Source organism: Amycolatopsis mediterranei (genome assembly GCF_026017845.1).
Classification (GTDB): domain Bacteria; phylum Actinomycetota; class Actinomycetes; order Mycobacteriales; family Pseudonocardiaceae; genus Amycolatopsis; species Amycolatopsis mediterranei.
Genome location: NZ_CP100416.1, coordinates 262,848 through 281,723, shown reverse-complemented (window position 1 = coordinate 281,723; position 18,876 = coordinate 262,848). Strand labels below are relative to the sequence as shown.

16 protein-coding genes and 2 tRNA genes are annotated in these 18,876 nt (G+C 70.8%); 5 read left to right on the top strand and 13 right to left on the bottom strand.

Features of this window, described 5'->3' with window-relative positions:
* Window positions 1-2 precede the first annotated feature (2 nt).
* Window positions 3-503 (bottom strand): MarR family winged helix-turn-helix transcriptional regulator, encoded by a 501-nt coding sequence (locus tag ISP_RS01380; protein ID WP_013222237.1) that lies wholly within the window; start codon window positions 501-503, stop codon window positions 3-5.
* 42 nt (window positions 504-545) lie between these two features.
* On the opposite strand from ISP_RS01380, the gene ISP_RS01375 reads away from it, so the two are divergent.
* Both ISP_RS01375 and ISP_RS01370 read left to right on the top strand, forming a co-directional pair.
* Entirely contained in the window at window positions 546-1,523 is a 978-nt protein-coding gene (locus ISP_RS01375) for an aldo/keto reductase (protein ID WP_013222236.1), read from the top strand.
* An 18-nt stretch (window positions 1,524-1,541) separates the two neighbouring features.
* Window positions 1,542-2,180: a nitroreductase family protein gene (locus tag ISP_RS01370; protein ID WP_013222235.1), complete on the top strand. Its 639-nt coding sequence runs from the start codon at window positions 1,542-1,544 to the stop codon at window positions 2,178-2,180.
* 181 nt (window positions 2,181-2,361) lie between these two features.
* On the opposite strand, the gene ISP_RS01365 is transcribed toward ISP_RS01370, so the two are convergent.
* From ISP_RS01365 to ISP_RS01355, 3 genes are all read right to left on the bottom strand, one after another.
* On the bottom strand, window positions 2,362-3,105 hold the full coding sequence (locus tag ISP_RS01365; protein WP_013222234.1) for a 3D domain-containing protein: 744 nt from the start codon (window positions 3,103-3,105) through the stop codon (window positions 2,362-2,364).
* Window positions 3,106-3,230: 125 nt separating this feature from the next.
* Window positions 3,231-3,869 (bottom strand): alpha/beta fold hydrolase, encoded by a 639-nt coding sequence (locus ISP_RS01360; RefSeq protein WP_013222233.1) that lies wholly within the window; start codon window positions 3,867-3,869, stop codon window positions 3,231-3,233.
* Window positions 3,870-3,879: 10 nt separating this feature from the next.
* Window positions 3,880-4,551, bottom strand: a complete 672-nt coding sequence (locus tag ISP_RS01355; RefSeq protein ID WP_013222232.1) for an HNH endonuclease family protein — start codon at window positions 4,549-4,551, stop codon at window positions 3,880-3,882.
* Between the two features lie 178 nt (window positions 4,552-4,729).
* Here ISP_RS01355 and ISP_RS01350 point away from each other — a divergent pair, with 178 nt between their 5' ends.
* A complete protein-coding gene (locus ISP_RS01350) occupies window positions 4,730-5,773 on the top strand; it encodes an SEL1-like repeat protein (RefSeq protein WP_013222231.1) in 1,044 nt (347 codons plus the stop codon).
* A gap of 73 nt (window positions 5,774-5,846) precedes the next feature.
* Here ISP_RS01350 and ISP_RS01345 read toward each other — a convergent pair whose 3' ends face one another.
* Window positions 5,847-6,764 carry a LysR family transcriptional regulator gene (locus ISP_RS01345; RefSeq protein WP_013222230.1) on the bottom strand — a complete coding sequence of 306 codons (918 nt, stop codon included), beginning with the start codon at window positions 6,762-6,764 and terminating at the stop codon, window positions 5,847-5,849.
* An 87-nt stretch (window positions 6,765-6,851) separates the two neighbouring features.
* On the opposite strand from ISP_RS01345, the gene ISP_RS01340 reads away from it, so the two are divergent.
* The gene (locus tag ISP_RS01340; RefSeq protein ID WP_013222229.1) at window positions 6,852-8,153 is read left to right on the top strand and encodes an aspartate aminotransferase family protein; all 1,302 of its coding nucleotides are present in this window, start codon (window positions 6,852-6,854) and stop codon (window positions 8,151-8,153) included.
* A 114-nt stretch (window positions 8,154-8,267) separates the two neighbouring features.
* On the opposite strand, the gene ISP_RS01335 is transcribed toward ISP_RS01340, so the two are convergent.
* The 8 genes from ISP_RS01335 to ISP_RS01300 form a co-directional block, all read right to left on the bottom strand.
* Complete coding sequence (locus ISP_RS01335) at window positions 8,268-9,614, bottom strand: cellulose binding domain-containing protein (protein WP_013222228.1); 1,347 nt, start codon at window positions 9,612-9,614, stop codon at window positions 8,268-8,270.
* Entirely contained in the window at window positions 9,611-11,239 is a 1,629-nt protein-coding gene (locus ISP_RS01330; protein ID WP_013222227.1) for a glycosyl hydrolase family 18 protein, read from the bottom strand. The genes ISP_RS01335 and ISP_RS01330 overlap by 4 nt, the downstream gene beginning before the upstream one ends.
* Window positions 11,240-11,447: 208 nt before the next feature.
* Complete coding sequence (locus ISP_RS01325) at window positions 11,448-12,692, bottom strand: hypothetical protein (protein ID WP_013222226.1); 1,245 nt, start codon at window positions 12,690-12,692, stop codon at window positions 11,448-11,450.
* Between the two features lie 217 nt (window positions 12,693-12,909).
* Window positions 12,910-12,983 (bottom strand) — tRNA-Arg (locus ISP_RS01320).
* Window positions 12,984-13,024: 41 nt separating this feature from the next.
* A tRNA-Ser gene (locus tag ISP_RS01315) sits at window positions 13,025-13,114 on the bottom strand.
* Window positions 13,115-13,179: 65 nt separating this feature from the next.
* A complete protein-coding gene (locus ISP_RS01310; protein ID WP_013222225.1) occupies window positions 13,180-14,895 on the bottom strand; it encodes a phosphatidylglycerol lysyltransferase domain-containing protein in 1,716 nt (571 codons plus the stop codon).
* A gap of 37 nt (window positions 14,896-14,932) precedes the next feature.
* Window positions 14,933-16,912, bottom strand: coding sequence for an acetoacetate--CoA ligase (locus ISP_RS01305; RefSeq protein WP_013222224.1), 1,980 nt, complete (start codon window positions 16,910-16,912; stop codon window positions 14,933-14,935).
* Window positions 16,913-16,997: 85 nt separating this feature from the next.
* Window positions 16,998-17,627 (bottom strand): dienelactone hydrolase family protein, encoded by a 630-nt coding sequence (locus ISP_RS01300; protein WP_013222223.1) that lies wholly within the window; start codon window positions 17,625-17,627, stop codon window positions 16,998-17,000.
* 146 nt (window positions 17,628-17,773) lie between these two features.
* Here ISP_RS01300 and hisC point away from each other — a divergent pair, with 146 nt between their 5' ends.
* A complete protein-coding gene (gene hisC / locus ISP_RS01295; protein WP_013222222.1) occupies window positions 17,774-18,850 on the top strand; it encodes a histidinol-phosphate transaminase in 1,077 nt (358 codons plus the stop codon).
* Window positions 18,851-18,876 lie beyond the last annotated feature (26 nt).

Here is an 18,876-nt window from a genome sequence, read left to right as displayed (position 1 = left end):
GATCAGCGCAGCTCTTGCGCGGCGGTGGTCTCGCCGATCCGCTGCCGGAACGGCTTGCGCTCCAGGGCTTCGACGATGTCGTCCAGCAGGGCGCGCAGCGAGTACGGCAACTCGGCTTCCAGTGCCGCCGTCGCTTCGGTCGTCGCCGTCCACTCCGCCTCGATCAGCGGCAGCAGCTCGCGCGTCCGGGCGGTGAGCGACACGATCCGCTGCCGGGCGTCGACGCCCGGCTCGAGGCTCACGAACCCGGCCCGGTGCATCTGCGCGACGGTCTGGCTGGCCGCCGAGTGCGTCACGCGCATTTCTTCGGCGAGGTCGCGGATGGCCAGCGGGCCGCGCGCGAGCAGCGCCCGCACCACCGGCGAGTAGCGCGGCCGGTAGTCGTCGAGGCCGATGTCGGCGAGGAAGCGCGCGACGTCGCCGTCGAGGATCTCGAGGACGTGCCGCATCCGGGTCCCGAGCCCCTCCGGACCCCGCCGCTCCGGATCACCCGTCATGGCCATGACGGCCGATCATAGGCGCCGGTCGTGTGCTTGGATCGCAACATGGAGAACCGGAAGATCGCCCGCCTGGGCCGCGAGGTGTCCGTTGTCGGGCTCGGCTGCTGGCAGCTCGGGGCGGACTGGGGCGAGGTCGACGAGAACGACGCGCTGGGCGTGCTGCACGCGGCGGCCGACAACGGTGTCACCTTCTTCGACACCGCCGACGTCTACGGCGACGGCCGCAGCGAGCGGCTGGTCGGCCGGTTCCTCGCCGAGCGCGGGGACGTCTTCGTGGCCACCAAGATGGGCCGCCGGGTCGAGCAGGTGCCGGAGAACTACGTCGCCGCGAACTTCCGCGAGTGGAACGACCGGTCGCGCCGCAACCTCGGCGTGGACACGCTCGACCTGGTCCAGCTGCACTGCCCGCCGACGCCGGTGTACTCCTCCGACGCGGTGTACGACGCCCTCGACGCGATGGTGGACGAAGGCCGCATCAAGGCCTACGGCGTGAGCGTCGAGACCTGCGAAGAGGCGCTGACGGCGTTGGCGCGCCCGAACGTCGCCTCGGTGCAGATCATCCTCAACTGCCTGCGGTTGAAGCCGCTCGAGCGCGTGCTGCCCGCGGCGGCGGAAGCGGGCGCCGGGATCATCGCGCGGGTGCCGCTGGCCTCCGGCCTGCTGTCCGGGCGCTACACCGCGAGCACGACGTTCGCCGAGAACGACCATCGCAACTACAACCGCCACGGCGACGCGTTCGACGTCGGCGAGACGTTCTCCGGCGTGCCGTACGAGGTCGGGCTGGAAGCCGTCGAACGGCTGCGCGGGCTGGTGCCGTCCGGCCGGACGCTCGCCCAGTTCGCGCTGCGCTGGATCATCGACCAGCCGGGCGTCAGCACGGTGATCCCGGGCGCCCGCAACGCCGGGCAGGCGGAGGCGAACACCGCCGCGGCCGCGCTGCCGCCGCTCTCCGCCGAGGCGACCGCCGCCGTCCGCGAAACCTACGACGAGCTCATCCGGCCGCTGGTGCACGATCGCTGGTAGGCCCGGCATGATGGGCCGATGATGACGCCCGAAGAGCTCCTGACCACGACCAGGACCGTCCGCAAGCGCCTCGACCTCGAGCGCCCGGTGCCACTCGACCTGGTCAAGCACTGCATTCAGGTCGCGCTCCAGGCGCCGAGCGGCTCGAACACGCAGCGGTGGCAGTGGCTGGTCGTGACCGATGTGGACCAGCGGGCCGCGCTCGGCGAGATCTACCGCCGGGCGTGCGAGGAGTACCTGGCCTCTCCGAACGCCGCGGGCAAGCTGTTCGCGGACGACCCGGAGCGGGCTCAGGTCCAGCAGCGGGTCGGCGACAGCGTCGCGTACCTGGCCGACCGGATGGGTGACGTCCCGGTGCTGGTGGTGCCTTGCCTGGAGACGGCGTCCTCGGAGCTGCCGCCGGGCAACCAGGCGGGGCTGTGGGCGTCGCTGCTCCCGGCGGTGTGGAGCTTCATGCTGGCGGCCCGCTCGGTCACGCTGGGCACGGCGTGGACGACGCTGCACCTGAAGTACGAGCAGGAGGCGGCGGAGGTGCTGGGCCTGCCGAAGAACGTCCACCAGGCGGCCCTGATCCCGACGGCGTTCTACACGGGCGACACGTTCAAGCCGGCGGCGCGGCAGCCCCTCGACGAGGTCCTGCACCTCGACCGCTGGTAACCCCCGCGAAAGCCCGTGCCATCCGGGGCTGCGCCACCCGGACCCCCGTGAAAGCCCGTGCCATCCGGGGCTCCGCCCCGCGCCGGGGGCTCCGCCACCCGGACCCCCGTGAAAGCCTCCTTGCCGGGGCGTTGGGGACGTCGGCAAGGAGGCTTTCACGGCCTTTCGGCCGCCAGGACGCCTACCGCACGGTGAGGGTCAGCCGTTGGATCCCCCAGGCGTCGGCCTGGGAGCCGGGCAGCCAGACGTCGACGATGTCGCCGGAGATCCAGCTGCCGATATCGGCCGCGTAGCACTCGCCGTAGCCGGGCACGGAGAACCGGGTGCCCCACGGGATGTTCCGGGCGTCGACGGCGCAGAAACCCGGGCCGGCCTGGTAGCCGAGCGCGGTCTGGGCGACGTCGTTGTACGCCGTGACGCGGTAGTTCAGCGTGGTGCCGGCCGGGATGCGGTAGGCCGCGAGCCGGTTCGCGCCGTCGAGGCGGTAGGCGGTCGAAACCTGCCCGAGCGAGCCCGGCGAGTTGTCTTCCGCCGTCATGGCGTAGAGCTGGTAGTTCGCGTTCTGGCACGGACTGGCGTCGGTGACGGTGAGCGTCGGCTGGCCCCAGTCGCTGATCCACTGCAGCGCTTGACCGTTGCGGAAAGCCCGGTAGGCCTTCGCGCCGGCGACCCGGGCGAAGGTGAAGGCGACCTTGCCGTCGGTGCCCAGTCCCCCGCTGACCGAGCCGGGCGCGGGCAGGCGGTTGCCCACGTCCACGGCGCCGACGAGCGTGCCGGGTCCGTGCCCGCCGGTGACCGGGCGATCGGGGATCGAGCCGGTGTAGAAGTGCCGGCAGGCGGGCAGGGTCGCCGCAGAAGCGGCGGGGGCGGCGAGGAAGCTGCCGGCGGCGATGGCCGTCAGGGCGAGGACGTGCGCGAAACGCATGACGGGAACCTCCGTGGTGGGGACCGGATGGAGGTGACGCGAGCGGGTTCGCCGCTGGTCAAAACCGTAAGTGGCCTGGACCACACAGTCAATAGGTCTAGACCTTTAACCGCCCAACGGATCAATCAGAGGTAGCTCACCAGACGGTCGGCCAGGGCGCCGGGGTGGCTGAGCGGCACGCAGTGCGGGCCGTCGAGCTCGTCCGGCTCGATGCCCAGCCGCTCGCGCGCGACCCGCCGCTGGAAGTCCGGGACGAAGAACCGGTCGTCGCGGGCCAGAAGCACCCGGGTCGGGACGTCCGGGTGGGCCGGCAGCGGCCACGGCTCGTCCCACTCCTTGCTGGCCTGCTCGCGCCCATGCGCCTGGCACTGCTCGGCGAGGTCCGCCGGGACGCCGTTGAAGAACTGCTCGGTCTCGGTCAGGCCCTTCGGCGCCTCGAAGCCGGTGTTGCCCCACCACTGCCCCGGCGGTTCGCCGGGCGCCGGGATCATCCCGGCCAGGTAGACCAGCAGCCGCGCGCGGACCTTCGCCGCGACCAGCGGCGCGGTGAACCCGCCGTACGAATGGCCGACGACGGCGACGTCCGTACGGTCGCCGAGCGCGGCCAGTACCGTTTCGGTGAACTCCGCCAGGCCGGCCGAGGAGTCGGTGATCGGCAGGTCGGGGGCGACCGCGTCGTGCCCGCGAGCCGCGAGCTCCGGGATCAGCAGGTGGAAGTCCCAGCCGCTGCCGCCGCCTCCGTGGATCAGCGCGAAAGTCGTCACGCCGGCCAGCTCAGCAGCGGCGCAACATGTCGGTCAAGGCGGTTTTCTCGCCTTGCGTGATGGTGAGCCCGTAGTAGTGCTTCACGACGATCCAGTCGGTCGCGTAGGTGCACCAGAACGCCACCAGCGGCGGCTTCCACTCGTCGGGCGCCTTGTCGCTCTTCTGCTGGTTGAGGTTGTCGGTGACGGCGAACAGCTGCGGCCGGGTGAGGTCGTTGGCGAACTGCTCGCGCTTCTCGGTCGTCCACGACTTCGCGCCGCTCGCCCACGCCTGCCCGAGCGGGACCATGTGGTCGATGTCGACGTCGGTGGCCTTCGTCCAGGTCTCCTCGTCGTAGACGCTGGTCCACGTCCCGGACGTCGGCCTGCAGTCCTTGTCGGTCTTGACGTCCTTGCCGTCGCGCTTGAGGACGACTTCGCGGGTGTCGCAGCCGGACCCCTGGCTGTCCCAGTGGGGGAACTTCTCGCGCGAATAGCCGTCCATGGACGTCCGCGCGCCGATGGCCAGCTCGTCGAGCTGCTTCTGCGCGTCGGCCGCACTGACCGGCACCGGCGCACCCGACGTCGGTGGCGCCGCGCCCGCGCCTCTCGTCGCCCAGTACCCGAAGAGCGCGAGGGCCAAGATCGTGACTACCAGCAGGGTTCGCTGCGTCACGCTCAGCCGAAAGCCTCGGGCCGCCACGATTTTCTCCTCTCACCTGCGCGGTCGCGCGGCGTAGTGTCACCTCTGCCGACGTGGGACAACCGCGCCGACACGACGACCTGGCGCGAATGTGACGTCGCCCACCCACGGCGAAGCTGTCACACGGAGCCGATCATCTGCGACTACCGGAGCAGGACCCATCCGGAGGGAGCAGCCGATGCCCGGCCGGCTCAAGAAGTTCGACGAGTTCTTCCAGCGCAAAGCCGCGGAAGGCGGCAACGTCGTCGCCATGGCCCGGATGGGCGCGGCGATGCGCGAGCGCGGAGAGCTGCCCGAGGCCGAGTCGTGGTACCGCAAGGCCGCCATGGGCGGCGACCGCGTCTCGATGACCGCGCTGGCCCACCTCCTCGCCGAGCGCGGCGCGCAGGAGGAGGCCGAGCGCTGGTACCACGAGGCCGCACTGGCCGGCGAGCCGCACGGGATGCAGCACCTCGCCAAGTCCTGCGAGCGGCGCGGCAAGCGCGACGACGCCCGGCACTGGTACGGCGAGGCGGCGCGGACCGGCGACCTGCCGTCGATGGCCGCGCTCGGGCGGCTGCTGCGCGAAGACGGCAAGGGCGACGAGGCCGAGTCGTGGCTGCGCCAGGCCGCGGAAGCGGGCTTCACCGGCGCGATGATCGACCTGGGCGTCGTGCTGCGCGACCGCGGTCAGGCCGCCGAGGCGGCCCGCTGGTGGCGCTCCGCCGTGCAGGCCGGCGACCTCGCGGCCACCTGCCAGCTCGGCAGGCAGGCCGAACGGCTCGGCCGGCCGAGCGACGCCGAATCGTGGTACCGCCAGGGCGCGCGCGGCGGCCACGTCGAGGCGGTCACCCGGCTCGGGCTGCTGCTGCACCGCCGCGGCGACCTCGAGGAGGCCGAGACCTGGTACCTCGAAGCCGCCGAGCGCGGCGACCCGGCGGCGATGACCAACCTCGGCGTGCTGGCCCGCAACCGCGGCGACGAGGGGGAAGCCGCCGCCTGGTACCGCAAGGCCGCCGAGCACGGCAGCATCCCGGCGCTCACCAACCTCGGCCACCTCGCCGAGCACCGCGAGGACCTGGCGACGGCCGAGCAGTGGTTCCGCCGGGCCGCCGAGACCGGCGACGTCCAGGGCATGCTGAGCCTGGCGCGCATGCTACGGGCGCGGGGTGCCGCCCACGAGGCCGAGCTGTGGCTGGCCCGCGCGGAGACCGTGCAGGACGAGCGGGAGCACCAGCACTGAACTTCTTGCGGCGGTCCGGGCGGCCGGCAGGTGGTCACCGAACCCGGCGTGGAGCGCGAGCCGGAACGGCCGGTCAAGGAGAAGAAGACCGAAGCCCGACCCACTCCGGCAGCTCCGGCAGCTCCGGCGGCTGCCGCAGCGCGTCGAGGACGACGTTCACGCCCGCGCGCAACGGCGTCCCCCGGCGGACCACCGCCGCGATCGTGCGGGTCACCGGGGTCGCCAGCTCGCGGGTCGCCACGCGGTAGCGGCGATCCACCGCCAGCCCGGGCAGCAGCGCGATCGACAAGCCGGCCTCGACGTGCTGCAGCGTCATCAGGTAGTTGCTGAAGCGGCACACCACCCGTGGCTCGAAGCCCGATTCGCGGCACAGGCGCAGCGTCAGGTTCGCCATGTACGACTGCGGCGCGTCCAGCGCCCACGGCGCGTCCGCGTAGGCCGACAGGACCGCCGGGCCGCGAGGTGCCTCCGGCGGCGTCACCAGCACGATCGGGTCGGTCGCCAGCGGGACGATGTCGAGGTCGGGGCCCAGCGGGAGCTCGACGAAGTCGGTCGTGGTGATGATGACGTCGGCGTCGCCGCCGCGCAGGGCCGGGATGCTTTCGTGCGGTTCCAGCTCCAGCAGCTGGACCTCGAGGTGCGGGTGCGCCAGCCGGGTCACCGCCGGGACGGCCAGGGTGTGGATCGCGCTCTGGAACGCCCCGAGCCGGACCAGGCCGGCCGGCTCCTCGCCGAGGCTGCGCAGCTCCGCCTCGACCGTGTCCATGTGGTCGAGGATCACCCGCGCCCGCCGGGCCAGCATCAGCCCGGCCGGCGTGAGCCGGACCCGGCGGCCGGTGCGTTCCAGCAGCTGGGTGCGGGTTTCGGCTTCGAGCACGGCCAGCTGCTGCGACACGCTGGACGCGCTCAGGTTGGCGTCCTGCGCCACCGCGCGGACCGTGCCCAGGGTGTCGAGGCGGCTCAGCAGCCGCAGGCGCCACGGGTTCAGCATCCCGCCATTGTTGTTCGGCAAAACCGAACAAGAAAGCCGGAATTGTGAGATGGACGTGTCACTCGTGGCGGACCTACCGTCCACGCCATGGCTGAATCCTTCTGGGCCGACGTCGACCGGCACCTCGTGCGTTACGGCGGCACCTTCACCCCCGAGATCATCGACCGCGCCGAAGGCAGCTTCCTCTTCACCGAAGACGGCCGCCGGATCCTCGACTTCACGTCCGGCCAGATGAGCGCGATCCTCGGGCACTCCCACCCCGAGATCGTCGAGACCGTCCGGCGGCAGGTGGGGAAGCTCGACCACCTGTTCAGCGGCATGCTGAGCCGCCCGGTCGCCGACCTCGCGCGGCGGCTCGCCGAGACGCTGCCGGCGCCGCTGGAGAAGGCGCTGCTGCTGACCACGGGTGCGGAATCGAACGAGGCCGCCGTCCGGATGGCCAAGCTCGTCACCGGCAAGCACGAGATCGTCTCGTTCGCCCGGTCCTGGCACGGGATGACGCAGGCGGCGGCGAGCGCGACCTACAGCGCGGGCCGCCGCGGCTACGGCCCGGCCACGCCCGGCAACTTCGCCATCCCGGCGCCCAACGCGTACCGGCCCGACTTCACCGACGCCTCCGGTTCGCTCGATTGGCGTCGTCAGCTGGACTTCGGGTTCGAGATGATCGACGCGCAGTCGGTCGGCAGCCTGGCCGCGTGCCTGGTCGAGCCGATCCTCAGTTCCGGCGGCATCATCGAGCCCCCGCCCGGCTACTTCGCCGCGCTGGCCGAGAAGTGCCGTGAGCGCGGGATGTTGCTGATCCTCGACGAAGCCCAAACGGGGTTGTGCCGCACAGGGAACTGGTACGCGTTCGAACGCGACGGCATCGTCCCCGACATCCTGACGCTGTCGAAGACGCTCGGCGCCGGCCTGCCGCTGGCCGCCGTGCTGACCAGCGCCGCCATCGAGCAGGAGGCGCACGACCGCGGGTTCTTGTTCTTCACGACCCACGTGTCGGACCCGCTCCCGGCGGCGGTCGGCAACACGGTGCTGGACGTGCTGACCCGCGACCGCCTCGACGCGCGGGCGCTCTCGCTGGGCGCGGTGCTGCGCCGGGGCCTGGAGGAGCTCGCGGCCGGCCACGAGGTGGTCGGCGACATCCGCGGCCGCGGCCTGCTGGCCGGGCTGGAGCTGGTGGTGGACCGCGAAACCAAGCGGAGCTCGGACGAGCTGGGGGCGCGCGTCACGCAGCGCTGCCTCGAGCTGGGGCTGCACATGAACATCGTGCAGCTGCCGGGCATGGGCGGGGTGTTCCGGATCGCTCCGCCGCTGACGGCGTCCGAAGAGGAGATCGCGCTGGGTCTGTCTATTTTGGACCAGGCGATCGGTGAAGCGGTGAAGCTGCTTTAACGTGCGAAGGCCTCCTTGCCGGCCCACGAATCCAACACCGCGGCGCGAAGCGCCTCCGTTGAGGGCGGTGGTGGGGGCATGGATGGACGGCAAGGAGGCCGTTTCACGACAGCGTCAGAAGCCCGCTGTCACCTTCGTGAAGTCCCAGTCGTTCTGGGCGATGCCGCTGCACGCCGACTGGACACCGCCGCCCGGGCAGCCGCGGTCGCGGTTGACCGACCAGAACGCCAGGCGGGCGATCTTGTTCGACTTGGCCCAGTTCGTGATCTGGGTCCACGTCGGCAAGTCCGTGAGCTCCTGCTGGTCGGACAGGCCGTTCATGCCCGAAATACCCAGGTGGGCGTACGCCGTGGCGTCGGACCAGCCGAACGTCGACTTCAGCTTGTCGCGCAAGCCGTTCGCCGCGCTCACCGTGCTGTTGTACATGTTCGCGCCGCCACCGAAGTCGAACGGCATGATCGTGAACACGTCCACGTTCGCGCCCAGGGCCTTCGACTGGTCGATGAGCCGGTTGCCGTAGTAGTTCGGGCCGGTCGTCGACGTGCCGAACGTCAGGATCGTCTGGATACCCGGGTTGTTCTGCTTGACGATCTTCAGCGCGCCCAGGATGCGGTCCTGCACGGCCTCGTTCTCGAACTCGTCGGAGTTCTCGATGTCGATGTCGATCGCCTTCAGCCCGTAGGCGTTGATCACCTGCTGGTAGGCGCCGGCCAGCGCGGACGGCGTCGAGCAGTTCGGGCCCAGCTTGTTCCCGCTCCAGCCGCCGAACGACGGGATGACCTGGCCGCCCGCCGCCTTGATCTGCGCGATCGCGTTCGCGTCGGCACTGCCGGAGAGCGGCCGGCTGCTGTCCCACGCCGGGGTGCAGCCACCGGAGGCGTTGATGAACGCCATGGTGAACCACTTGATCCCGGTCGCGTTCATCACCGTCTGCGGGTTGGGCGGGCTGCCCCAGCCCATGTACAGGTAGGGCGCGCCCCGGCCGCCCGCCGGCGGCGGCGTGGTGGTCGGCGGGGTCGTCGTCGTAGGAGGCGTCGTGGTCGTGGGGGGTGTGCCCCCGGCGGCACACGACCCACCGTTGAGCTTGCAGTTCGACGGCGCGGCGTACGAACCCGAGTACGCCACGTTGAACCCGAAGCTGGCGCTACCGCCGTTGGCGACGTTGCCGTTCCACGTGTTCTTCACCGTGACGTGCTGGCCGGACGCGGTGTAGCTGCCGTCCCACAGCGACGAGATCTTCGCGCCGGACGGCAGGTCGAACTCGACGGTCCAGGTCGCGAGCGTCGAGCCCGAGCCGTTGGCGATCGTATACTTGCCCTCGTACCCGGTGCCCCAGTCGGAGCCCTTGCTGAAGGTCGCGGACACGCCGCCCGCGGCGTTCGCGGGCGCGATCACGAACATCGCGCCGATCGTGGCGGCCGCGGCCGCCAGCCCGAGTGCGGGCCACCACCGGCGCGTCACGACAGGCCGTTCTTCATCGCGGAGATGAGTTCGCCGCCCGTGGTGTCACCGGTCAGCTCCCAGAAGAAGGCGCCGCCGAGACCCTGCTGCTTGGCGTAGGACATCTTCCCGCCGATGGTCGCCGGGGTGTCGTAGCTCCACCAGTTGCTGCCGCACTTGGCGTACGCGGTGCCGGCGAAGGTGCCGGTCGACGGGCAGGTGTTCTTGAGGACCTTGTAGTCCTCGATGCCCTGCTCGTAGGTGCCCGGCGCCGGACCGGTCGCCGTGCCACCCGGGGTCGACTGCGTGACGCCGGTCCAGCCGCGGCCGTAGAAGCCGATGCCCAGCAACAGCTTGCTCGACGGGACGCCCTTGCTCTTCAGCTTCTGGATCGCGGCGTCGGAGTAGAAGCCCGGCGTCGGGATGCCGGCGAAGTTGGTCAACGGCGAGTGCGGAGCGGTCGGGCCCTGCGCCGCCCAGGCTCCGAAGTAGTCGTAGGTCATCACGTTGTACCAGTCGACGTACTGCGACGCGCCGCCGTAGTCGGCGACGTCGAGCTTGCCGCCGTTGCTGCCGTCCGCGGTGATCGCCGAGGTGATCAGGAACGAGGAGCCGAACTTCGAGCGCAGCGCGCCCATCAGGTTCTTGTAGGCCGCGGCACCGCTGGTGTCACAGGAAAGGCCGCACGCGTTGGGGTACTCCCAGTCGATGTCGATGCCGTCCCAGATGTCCGCCCAGCGCGGGTCCTTGAGCAGGTTGTAGCAGGACTGCGCGAACGCGGCCGCGTTCTGCGCCGCCTGCCCGAAGCCGCCCGAGTAGGTCCAGCCGCCGAACGACCAGATCACCTTGAGGCCCGGGTGCAGCTTCTTCAGCTTGCGCAGCTGGTTGAAGTTGCCGGCCACGGGCTGGTCCCAGGTGTCGGCGACGCCGTCGACGCTGCCCGCGGCGTCGTAGGTCTTCTGGTAGTCGGCGTACGGGTCGTCGTTCGCCGTGCACTGGCCGTTCGTCACGTTGCCGAACGCGTAGTTGATGTGGGTCAGCTTGCTCGCCGAGCCCGAGGTCTCGATGTTCTTGACGTGGTAGTTGCGCCCGTAGACGCCCCACTGCACGAAGTAGCCGACGTTCTTCAGCCCGCCCGGCGGGGGCGGCGGAGTCGTCGTCGGGGTGGTGGGCGTCGTCGGCGTCGTCGGGGTGGTGGTCGGCTGCGTCGGAGTCGTCGGCGTGGTGGTCGGGGTGCCGCCGCCGGCGTCACAGGAGCCGCCGTTCAGCTTGCAGTTCGCCGGGGCCGCGTAGGTGCCGGAGTAGCTGACGTTGAAGCCGAAGCTGGCGCTCGCGCCGTTGCCGACGTTGCCGTTCCAGGTGTTCTTGACGGTGACGTGCTGGCCGGACGCGGTGTAGCTGCCGTCCCACAGCGAACCGATCTTCGCGCCGGACGGCAGGTCGAACTCGACCGTCCAGGTCGCGAGCGTCGAGCCCGAGCCGTTGTTGATCGTGTACTTGCCCTCGTACCCGGTGCCCCAATCGGAGCCCTTGCTGAAGGTCGCGGACACGCCACCGGCGGCGCTCGCCGGCACGGTGACGAGGCCGATCGCCAGCGCGCCGACCGCGGTGAAGAGACCGAGGAGGTGCCATCTCTTTCTGGACATCGCTCTCCCTTGAGCCAGGTGCAGGAACGGCGGACACCAACACCACCGGCGGGGACCAGGGCGGTGTTTTGCGCCGTTTGCGCAAACGTTACGTGGTCCAGACCAATTACGGAAGTGTCACCACGGAGCGTGGCCAATGGTCAAGACCAATGCTCGGTGACGGCGCCGGACGCGTCCGAATGGTCACGCTTCGCACACGGAAGAGCGGTCAGGTCGGGTTGCCGCCCTGCAGCCGGTTCGCTTTCCACTGGGTCCACAGCACGTCGCCGAAGTCCTGCCACTTCGCGAACCGCTCGTCGGGGCTCGCTGCGGTGGAGGGGTCGTGCGTGCCGATCCTGCCCGCCGGGCCGGTGTCGCGCGCGGGAACGGCGGCTTGACGCTGGAGTTCGTTCCGGAACTCGGCCCAGATCGCCTTGGCCACCAGCTTCATGTCGGCTTCGATGCCGGCGAACAACTGGTAGACGTCGAAGAGGCAGTTGCCGGACGAGAGCGTTTGCAGGAAGGCCTCCTGCAGGCTGAGCCAGCCGACGTCGCCGCCGAACATGGTGTCCATGGCGCTGTTCAGCTTGGCGCCCAGCCACGTGTTGGACAGCCCGGCGACCGGGATGACGATCTTGCGCACGCTCGCCGCCCGGCCCGCCAAGGCGGCGTCGCTCTCGTACCAGGTGGCCACCGCATCCCTGAACTCGGCGAAGTCGCGGGCCCGCTGAGCCGTGGCCACCGCGGCGAGCTGATCCCTGACCAAGGCGGTCACACGCTTGCGCACGTTCGACTCGGCGGTGGCGGTCCGCGCGATCAGCAGCTTGTCGATGGCCGGCGGGATCTCCGGCACGACAGTCTTGTAGGTGTTCGTGTAGTAGACCAGCCCCTCGGTCGCTTTCAGCGCTCCACTCCAGTCCTCGCCGGGGACGATGGTCTGCGAGGCTCGCAGGAATTCGGCCACCTCGTGGCCGTAGGCGGTACCTGCGGCGGCCTGTGCTCTCCCGCCGCCGCAGGCCACGAACTTGAACGCCGTGTCCTTCTTCAGCTGCCGCTGGTCATCGGAGACGTCGGCGACGAAGTCGACCGGGGTGACTCCGCCCAGCTTCGCCCGGTTGCCGTGGCCGTAGAAGACCGAGGCTTCGGTGGTGGGGGTCGGCGGGAAGGTCCACGAGCCATCCCAGGCGTGTTTGCCGCCCGCACCGGCGGCTCCCTTGGCGGTCAGCGATTCTTCGATCTCGTCGACCTCGGCGTCGCCCACCATGTTGTGCATGCCCTCGCCGTAGGGGTTGGGCATCCGCACCATCAGCCGTTGCACGGGCACCGCCGGCTCGCTCTTCCCGAGCATCGCGACCACGGCCTGGTTCCCGGCGAGCCGCTGCCAGCCCAGCAGCCGGTGCACCGGCTCATCGGCAGCCCGGACGACGCGGCGCTTCGGCGCGGCTTCCGGCTGCGGTTCGGCGTGTTCTTCCACGGGGCACCGGCTTTCCGGCCGGAGGCGGGCCCGCGCGGCCCGCGAGCAGGCCTTTCCAACACTGGTGACCGGACACTACCGGTGACGACCTGCTGACCGGCAGTCCCGTGCGGGCAGGGATCGCTGCCCATCAAGGCGCTGCACCGGAAATGACAACAGGCCCAGCTTCTCCCGGAGGAGGAACTGGGCCTGTTGCTTTTGCTGTCTCAACCAGACGTGCGCCCGAAGGGATTCGAACCCCTGACCTTCTGATCCGTAGTCAGATGCTCTATCCAGCTGAGCTACGGGCGCGTGTTCAGTTGTAACCTAGCACCCGGCGAACCGAGCACCAGCGGAGGCTCCGGGATTTGAACCCGGGAGGGGGGGTTACCCCCAACCGCATTAGCAGTGCGGCGCCATAGACCAGACTAGGCGAAGCCTCCTGGGCTCAATGACCACTGCTCAGATAGGTTACACACCCCTCGATCACCCCAGAACAGCACCCCCCTTACGCCCGCCGCAGGAGTCTGAGCAGGCGCGGGGAACGGCCGCCCAGGCCCTCGGCCTCGAACGTCGCGATGCCCACGCGCGGGAGTTCGCGCACCCCCGGATACACCAGGTAGCGAGGCACCCAGCGCGGCTGGAACTTCGCGTTGAACCGGTACAGCGTCTCGATCTGGATCCAGCGCGAGAAGAAGTGCAGCACCTTCGCCGCCGTTTTGGCGACCGGGCCCGCGCCGATGCGCTGCCCCTGCTCCATCAGCGCGCGGAACGCCGCGAAGTTCAGGGAGACCTGTGAGACGCCGTGGCGGCCCGCCGCCAGCAGGAGCTCCGAGATCATCAGCTCGTTGACGCCGTTGTCGGCGCTGCGGTCGCGGCGCATGACGTCCAGTGAGAGCCCCGTCGGGCCCCACGGCACGAACTGGAGCACGCCGCGGACCCGGCCGCCCTGCTCTGCTGTCACCAGCACCGAACGGGGGTCGCCCATGCGGCCCAGCGCCATCGAGAAGCCGCGCTCGGTGTCCGTGCCCCGCCAGGTGGCCGCCAGGACCTCCAGCTCCTCCAGCTCGCCCGGACGCAGGTCCTCGGCCCGGCGCACCAGCACCTTGTAGCCCGCGCGCTTGGTGCGGGCCGCCGCCTGGCGGACGCCGCGCATGGTGCGGCCGTCCAAGGTGAAGCCGGCCGCGTCGACGACGGCTTCGTCGCCGATCTCCAGGACCTCCAGGCCGAACCGGGCCCAGACCGTCGCGCCGAGTTCGGAGACGCCCATCGCCGCCGGGACCCAGCCGCCGCGGCGGCAGACCTCCAGGTACTCCTCGATCGCGCCCGGCCAGGCCTCGTGGTCGCCCAGCGGGTCGGCCGAGCAGAGCGCGACCCCGGCGATCACGCGGTAGGTGACCGCGGCCTTGCCCGTCCTCGAGAACACCGCGAACTTGTCCCGTCGCAGCGCGAAGTACCCGAGCGAGTCCCGCTCGCCGTGCTCGTCCAGCAGCCGGCGCAGCCGCGCGACTTCCTCGTCGCTCAGCCGCGGTGCCGGCTCGGCCGAGCGCAACAGGAAGTACGCCGAAACCAGGAGCGCGGCGAGGCCGAACAGCAGGCCGACGGCGGTGGTGAAGTCCTCCAGCCACATCTGGTGGAACACCGCGGGCCCGCTGGCGGCGACCAGCGCGAGCGCCGACTCCGCGAGCCGGTCGCCGAAGCCCATCGGCTCCAGGGCCGCGCGCGGCGCCACGGACAGCAGGATGACGTTGATCACGAACCCGGCCAGCGCCAGCTGGACGAACACGCGCACCGCCCGCCAGCGCCCGACCACCGGGTCCGGCTTCGCCACGAAGTAGCGCCGGTTCGCGATCAGGCCCACCAGCAGCACCACCGACACCAGGCCGGCGCCGAAGACGTGCTTCAGCCCGAGGTGCGACATCGTGAGCAGCACCGTCGCGCCGACCGCCAGCTGCCAGGCCCGGCGCTTGCGCCGCCGGAGCCCCGCGGCCAGCATCACCAGCAGCACGCCCATGACCAGCGCGACGGTCGCCGCGGCGACCGTCGCCTCCTGCGGCAGCTCCAGCCACTCGGCCAGGTGCCCGCGCAGGCTGCGCCGCCCGGCCGGGATCAGGATCGAGCCCAGGGTCATCAGCCCCGCCAGCCGGGTCACCCAGGTGATCACCCCGACGGTGGTGGCTCCGGCCGCCTTCCAGGTGATCTGCGCGCGTGTCCCCGTCACCACCCGTACAACCCGACGTGGATGATCATGCTTCCCCCATCTACCCCCCGGCGAGCTCCACGAACGGCGTCAGCGCCGCCGGGTTGGCCAGCGCGTCACGGCTGACGGCCCGGTCGGGAGCCACACCGGCGAGGATCTTCTTCACCGGTACCTCACACTTCTTACCGTTCAAGGTACGAGGAATCTCGGAAACCACGACAAACCGATCGGGTACATGGCGCGGTGACAGCGCGCTACGAAGCTCCTTGCGCAGCCGCGGCTCGACGTCTTCGAGCGCGACGCCGCCGGCGAGCACCACGAAACAGATCAGCTGACCATCCTCGTTCCCGGCCGCCGAGGTGTCCACGACCAGCGAGTCCGCGATCTCGTCGTAGCCCTCGACGACCCGGTAGAACTCCGCCGTACCCATCCGGACGCCGCCGCGGTTGAGCGTCGAATCGCTGCGGCCGTAGATCACCGCCGAGCCGCGGTTCGTGATGCGGATCCAGTCCCCGTGGCGCCACAGGCCGGGGTACATCTCGAAGTAGGCCTCCCGCAGCCGCGAGCCGTCGGGGTCGTTCCAGAAGAACACCGGCATCGACGGCATCGGCTGGGTGATGACCAGCTCGCCGACCTGCTCGACGACCGCGTTGCCCGCCTCGTCGAAGGCGTTCACCGCGGCACCGAGCGCCGGGCAGGACAGCTCACCGAGCCACACCGGGACGTCGGGCGCCGACGCGACGAACGCCGCGCACAGGTCGGTGCCACCGGAGACCGAGCAGATCTGGACGTTCTTCCCGACCTCGTCGACGATCCACCGGAAGCCTTCGACGCTCAGCGGCGCACCCGTGGAGCCCAGCGCGCGCAGGCCGGTCAGGTCGTAGCGTTCGGCGGGCTTCAGGCCGGCCTTGAGGCAGCTCTGGATGAACGGGGCCGACGTGCCGAAGTAGGTGACGCGGTGCTGCTCGGCCAGGTGCCAGAGCGCGTTCAGGTCCGGGTACCCCGGGCTGCCGTCGTAGAGCACGATCGTGGTGCCGACCAGCAGGCCGGAGATGAGGAAGTTCCACATCATCCAGCCGGTGGTGCTGAACCAGAAGAACCGGTCGCCGGGCCCGAGGTCGGTCTGCAGCGCGAGCGCCTTGAGGTGCTCCAGCGTGATGCCGCCGTGCCCGTGCACGATGCCCTTCGGCAGGCCGGTCGTCCCCGACGAGTACAGCACCCACAGCGGGTGCGCGAATTCGACCGGCTCGAACAGCAGCGGCGCGCCCGCGTGCCGCGCGAGCAGCTCGGCCCAGTCGAGGGCGCCGTCCATCCGGCCTTCGCCGACGTACTCGACGAGCACGGTCGCGGCCAGCGACGGCAGCTGCGCCTGGAGCTCGGCGATCGTCGTCCGGATGTCGAACTGGCGGCCGTTGTACGCGTAGGCGTTGACCGCGAACAGCACCTTCGGCTCGATCTGCACGAACCGGTCCGCGACCGCGCGGACGCCGAAGTCCGGCGAGCACGACGACCAGACGGCCCCGATGCTCGCCGCGGCGAGGAACGCGACCAGCGTCTGCGGGCAGTTCGGCGCCAAGGCCACCACCCGGTCGCCCTTGCCGACGCCCAGTTCCAGGAACGCGGCCCGGGCCGCGGCGACCTGCGCGCGAAGCTCGCCGTACGTCAGGTGGCTCGCGAAGCCGTCTTCGCGGTGGAAGATCACCGCCGTCTCGTCGTCGGCCTTCGCGGCGCCCGCGACGCCGGGGGTGAGCGCGTGCTCGGCGTAGTTCAGCGTGCCGCCCTCGAACCAGACGGCGTCCGGCATCCCGCCCGAAAGCACCTCACCCGGCTGGTCGTGCCAGCGGACGCTGAGGAAGTCCGCGACCGCCGCCCAGAAGTCCGGGCCGCGCTCGACCGAGAACTCCCACAGCGCGCGGTAGTCGTCCACCTCGACGCCGCGCTCGGCGCGCAGCCACCGGCGGAAGGCTTCGATCTTGGTGTCGGCAACGTGGCCCGGCTCGGGGCGCCAGAGCACTTCGGGGGCGTCGGCGGTGTGCGTCACGCCCCGAGCCTAATCCCTCGGATCCGGAAGTCACCGTGGTCGGAACCGACATGGAACCCCGGCGAACAGTGGTGCCCGCGCACACTTACCGCAGGTGCGCGTCGAACCAGTTGAGCGTGCGCTGCCAGGCCTCCGCGGCCGCGTCCGGATCGGCGTCGAAGCGGTGGTTCGCCCCGGGGTAGTGGACGACGTTCGTGGCGACCTTCGCCGACGCGGCGGCGTCGCGCAGGCGCTCGACGTCGGCGCCGCCCGCCTCGTCGCCGGCGTCGCCGTACATGCCGAGCCACGGGCTGGTGAGCCGCCCGGCGATCTCGACCAGCGCGGGGAGTTCGACGGCCTGCTGCCCGCCGACGCTGACCGCGGCACCGAGCTTGCGGTGCGACGCGACGACGAGGGCCGCGCTGCCGCCGAGGTCGAAGCCCATCACGCCGAGCAGGTCGGCCTGGACGCCCCGCTCGACCAGCCAGGCGAGGGTGAGGTCGGTCGCGTCGAGCAGGTCCTGCTGCGTGAGGCGGTCGTTCTCCAGGTGCGGGGTGACGGTCAGCCAGCCCTCCGTGGCGAGGCTGGCGAGCAGCAGCCGGACCCCGTCCGTGACGCCGTCGGCTTCGTGGAGCACCACCAAGCCGCCGCGTAGCGCGCCCTCGGGTTCCGAAAAGGTCAGGCGCAGGGTGCCGCCGTCGGTGCGCTGGTAGTCCACGGTGGAGGTCGACGTCATTGTCTTACCCAACCACCTGGAGGTGAACGGGAGGAAGCCCGGTGACGCAGGTCGCGCAGGCCGGCCCGCCTGAAGGCGGTCGCGGGGCGGCGGGCGGAAAAGATACGGTGAGCGGGTCGTCCCGCCGATTTCCAGGAGCGCCGAAGATGCCGTCCGTGTCCCCGCGTGCCGATCTCGAATCGTTGCCGAAGTACGTCCCCGGCCGGACGATCGAAGGCGCGATCAAGCTGGCGAGCAACGAGGTGCCCGGCGGCGCGCTGCCGAGCGTCGCGCAGGCGATCGCCGAGGCCGCGGCCGGGGTCAACCGCTACCCGGACACCGGCTCGCAGGTGCTGCGCGAGCGGCTGGCGCGCGAGCTGGACGTGCCGGTGGAGCACGTCGCGATCGGTTGCGGCTCGGTGTCGCTGTGCCAGCAGACGATCCAGGCGGTGTGCGCGCCCGGTGACGAGGTCATCTTCGGCTGGCGCTCGTTCGAGGCGTACCCGATCGTCACGCAGGTCGCGAACGCCGTTTCGGTGAAGGTCCCGATCACCGAAGGCCAGGAGCTCGACCTCGACGCGATGCTCGCGGCGATCACCGACCGGACCCGCGTGGTCTTCGTCTGCAACCCGAACAACCCGACCGGGACGGCGGTGCGCCGCGCGGAGCTGGAGCGGTTCATGGCCGCCGTGCCCGAGCACGTGCTGGTCGTGCTGGACGAGGCCTACAAGGAGTTCGTCACCGACCCCGAGGTGCCCGACGGCGTCGAGTACACGCGCAGCCGGTCGAACGTCATGGTCCTTCGCACGTTCTCGAAGGCGTACGGCCTTGCGGGCCTCCGCGTCGGTTACGCGGTCGCGCCCGAGCCGATCGCGGACGCGCTTCGCCAGGTGTACGTGGCCTTCTCGGTGAACATGCTGGCCCAGGTGGCCGCGCTGGCGTCGCTCGACGCAGCCGACGAGCTGCTGGCGCGCTGCCAGGACATCGTCGTCGAGCGTGAGCGGGTGCGGGAAGCGCTGCTGGAAGCGGGTTACCGCGTGCCGGACACGCAGGCGAACTTCGTCTGGCTGCCGCTCGGTGACCAGGCCGTGCCGTTCGCCGAGCACGCGCTGGACCGCAAGCTGGTGGTGCGCCCGTTCGCCGGTGACGGCGTCCGCGTGACCATCGGGACCCGCGAGGAGAACGACCTCTTCCTGGCCGCGGCGCGCGAGTTCCTGATCCGGACTAAAGCAGGCCGCCCCTGACGCGGCACGTGACCATTGCTGCGAAA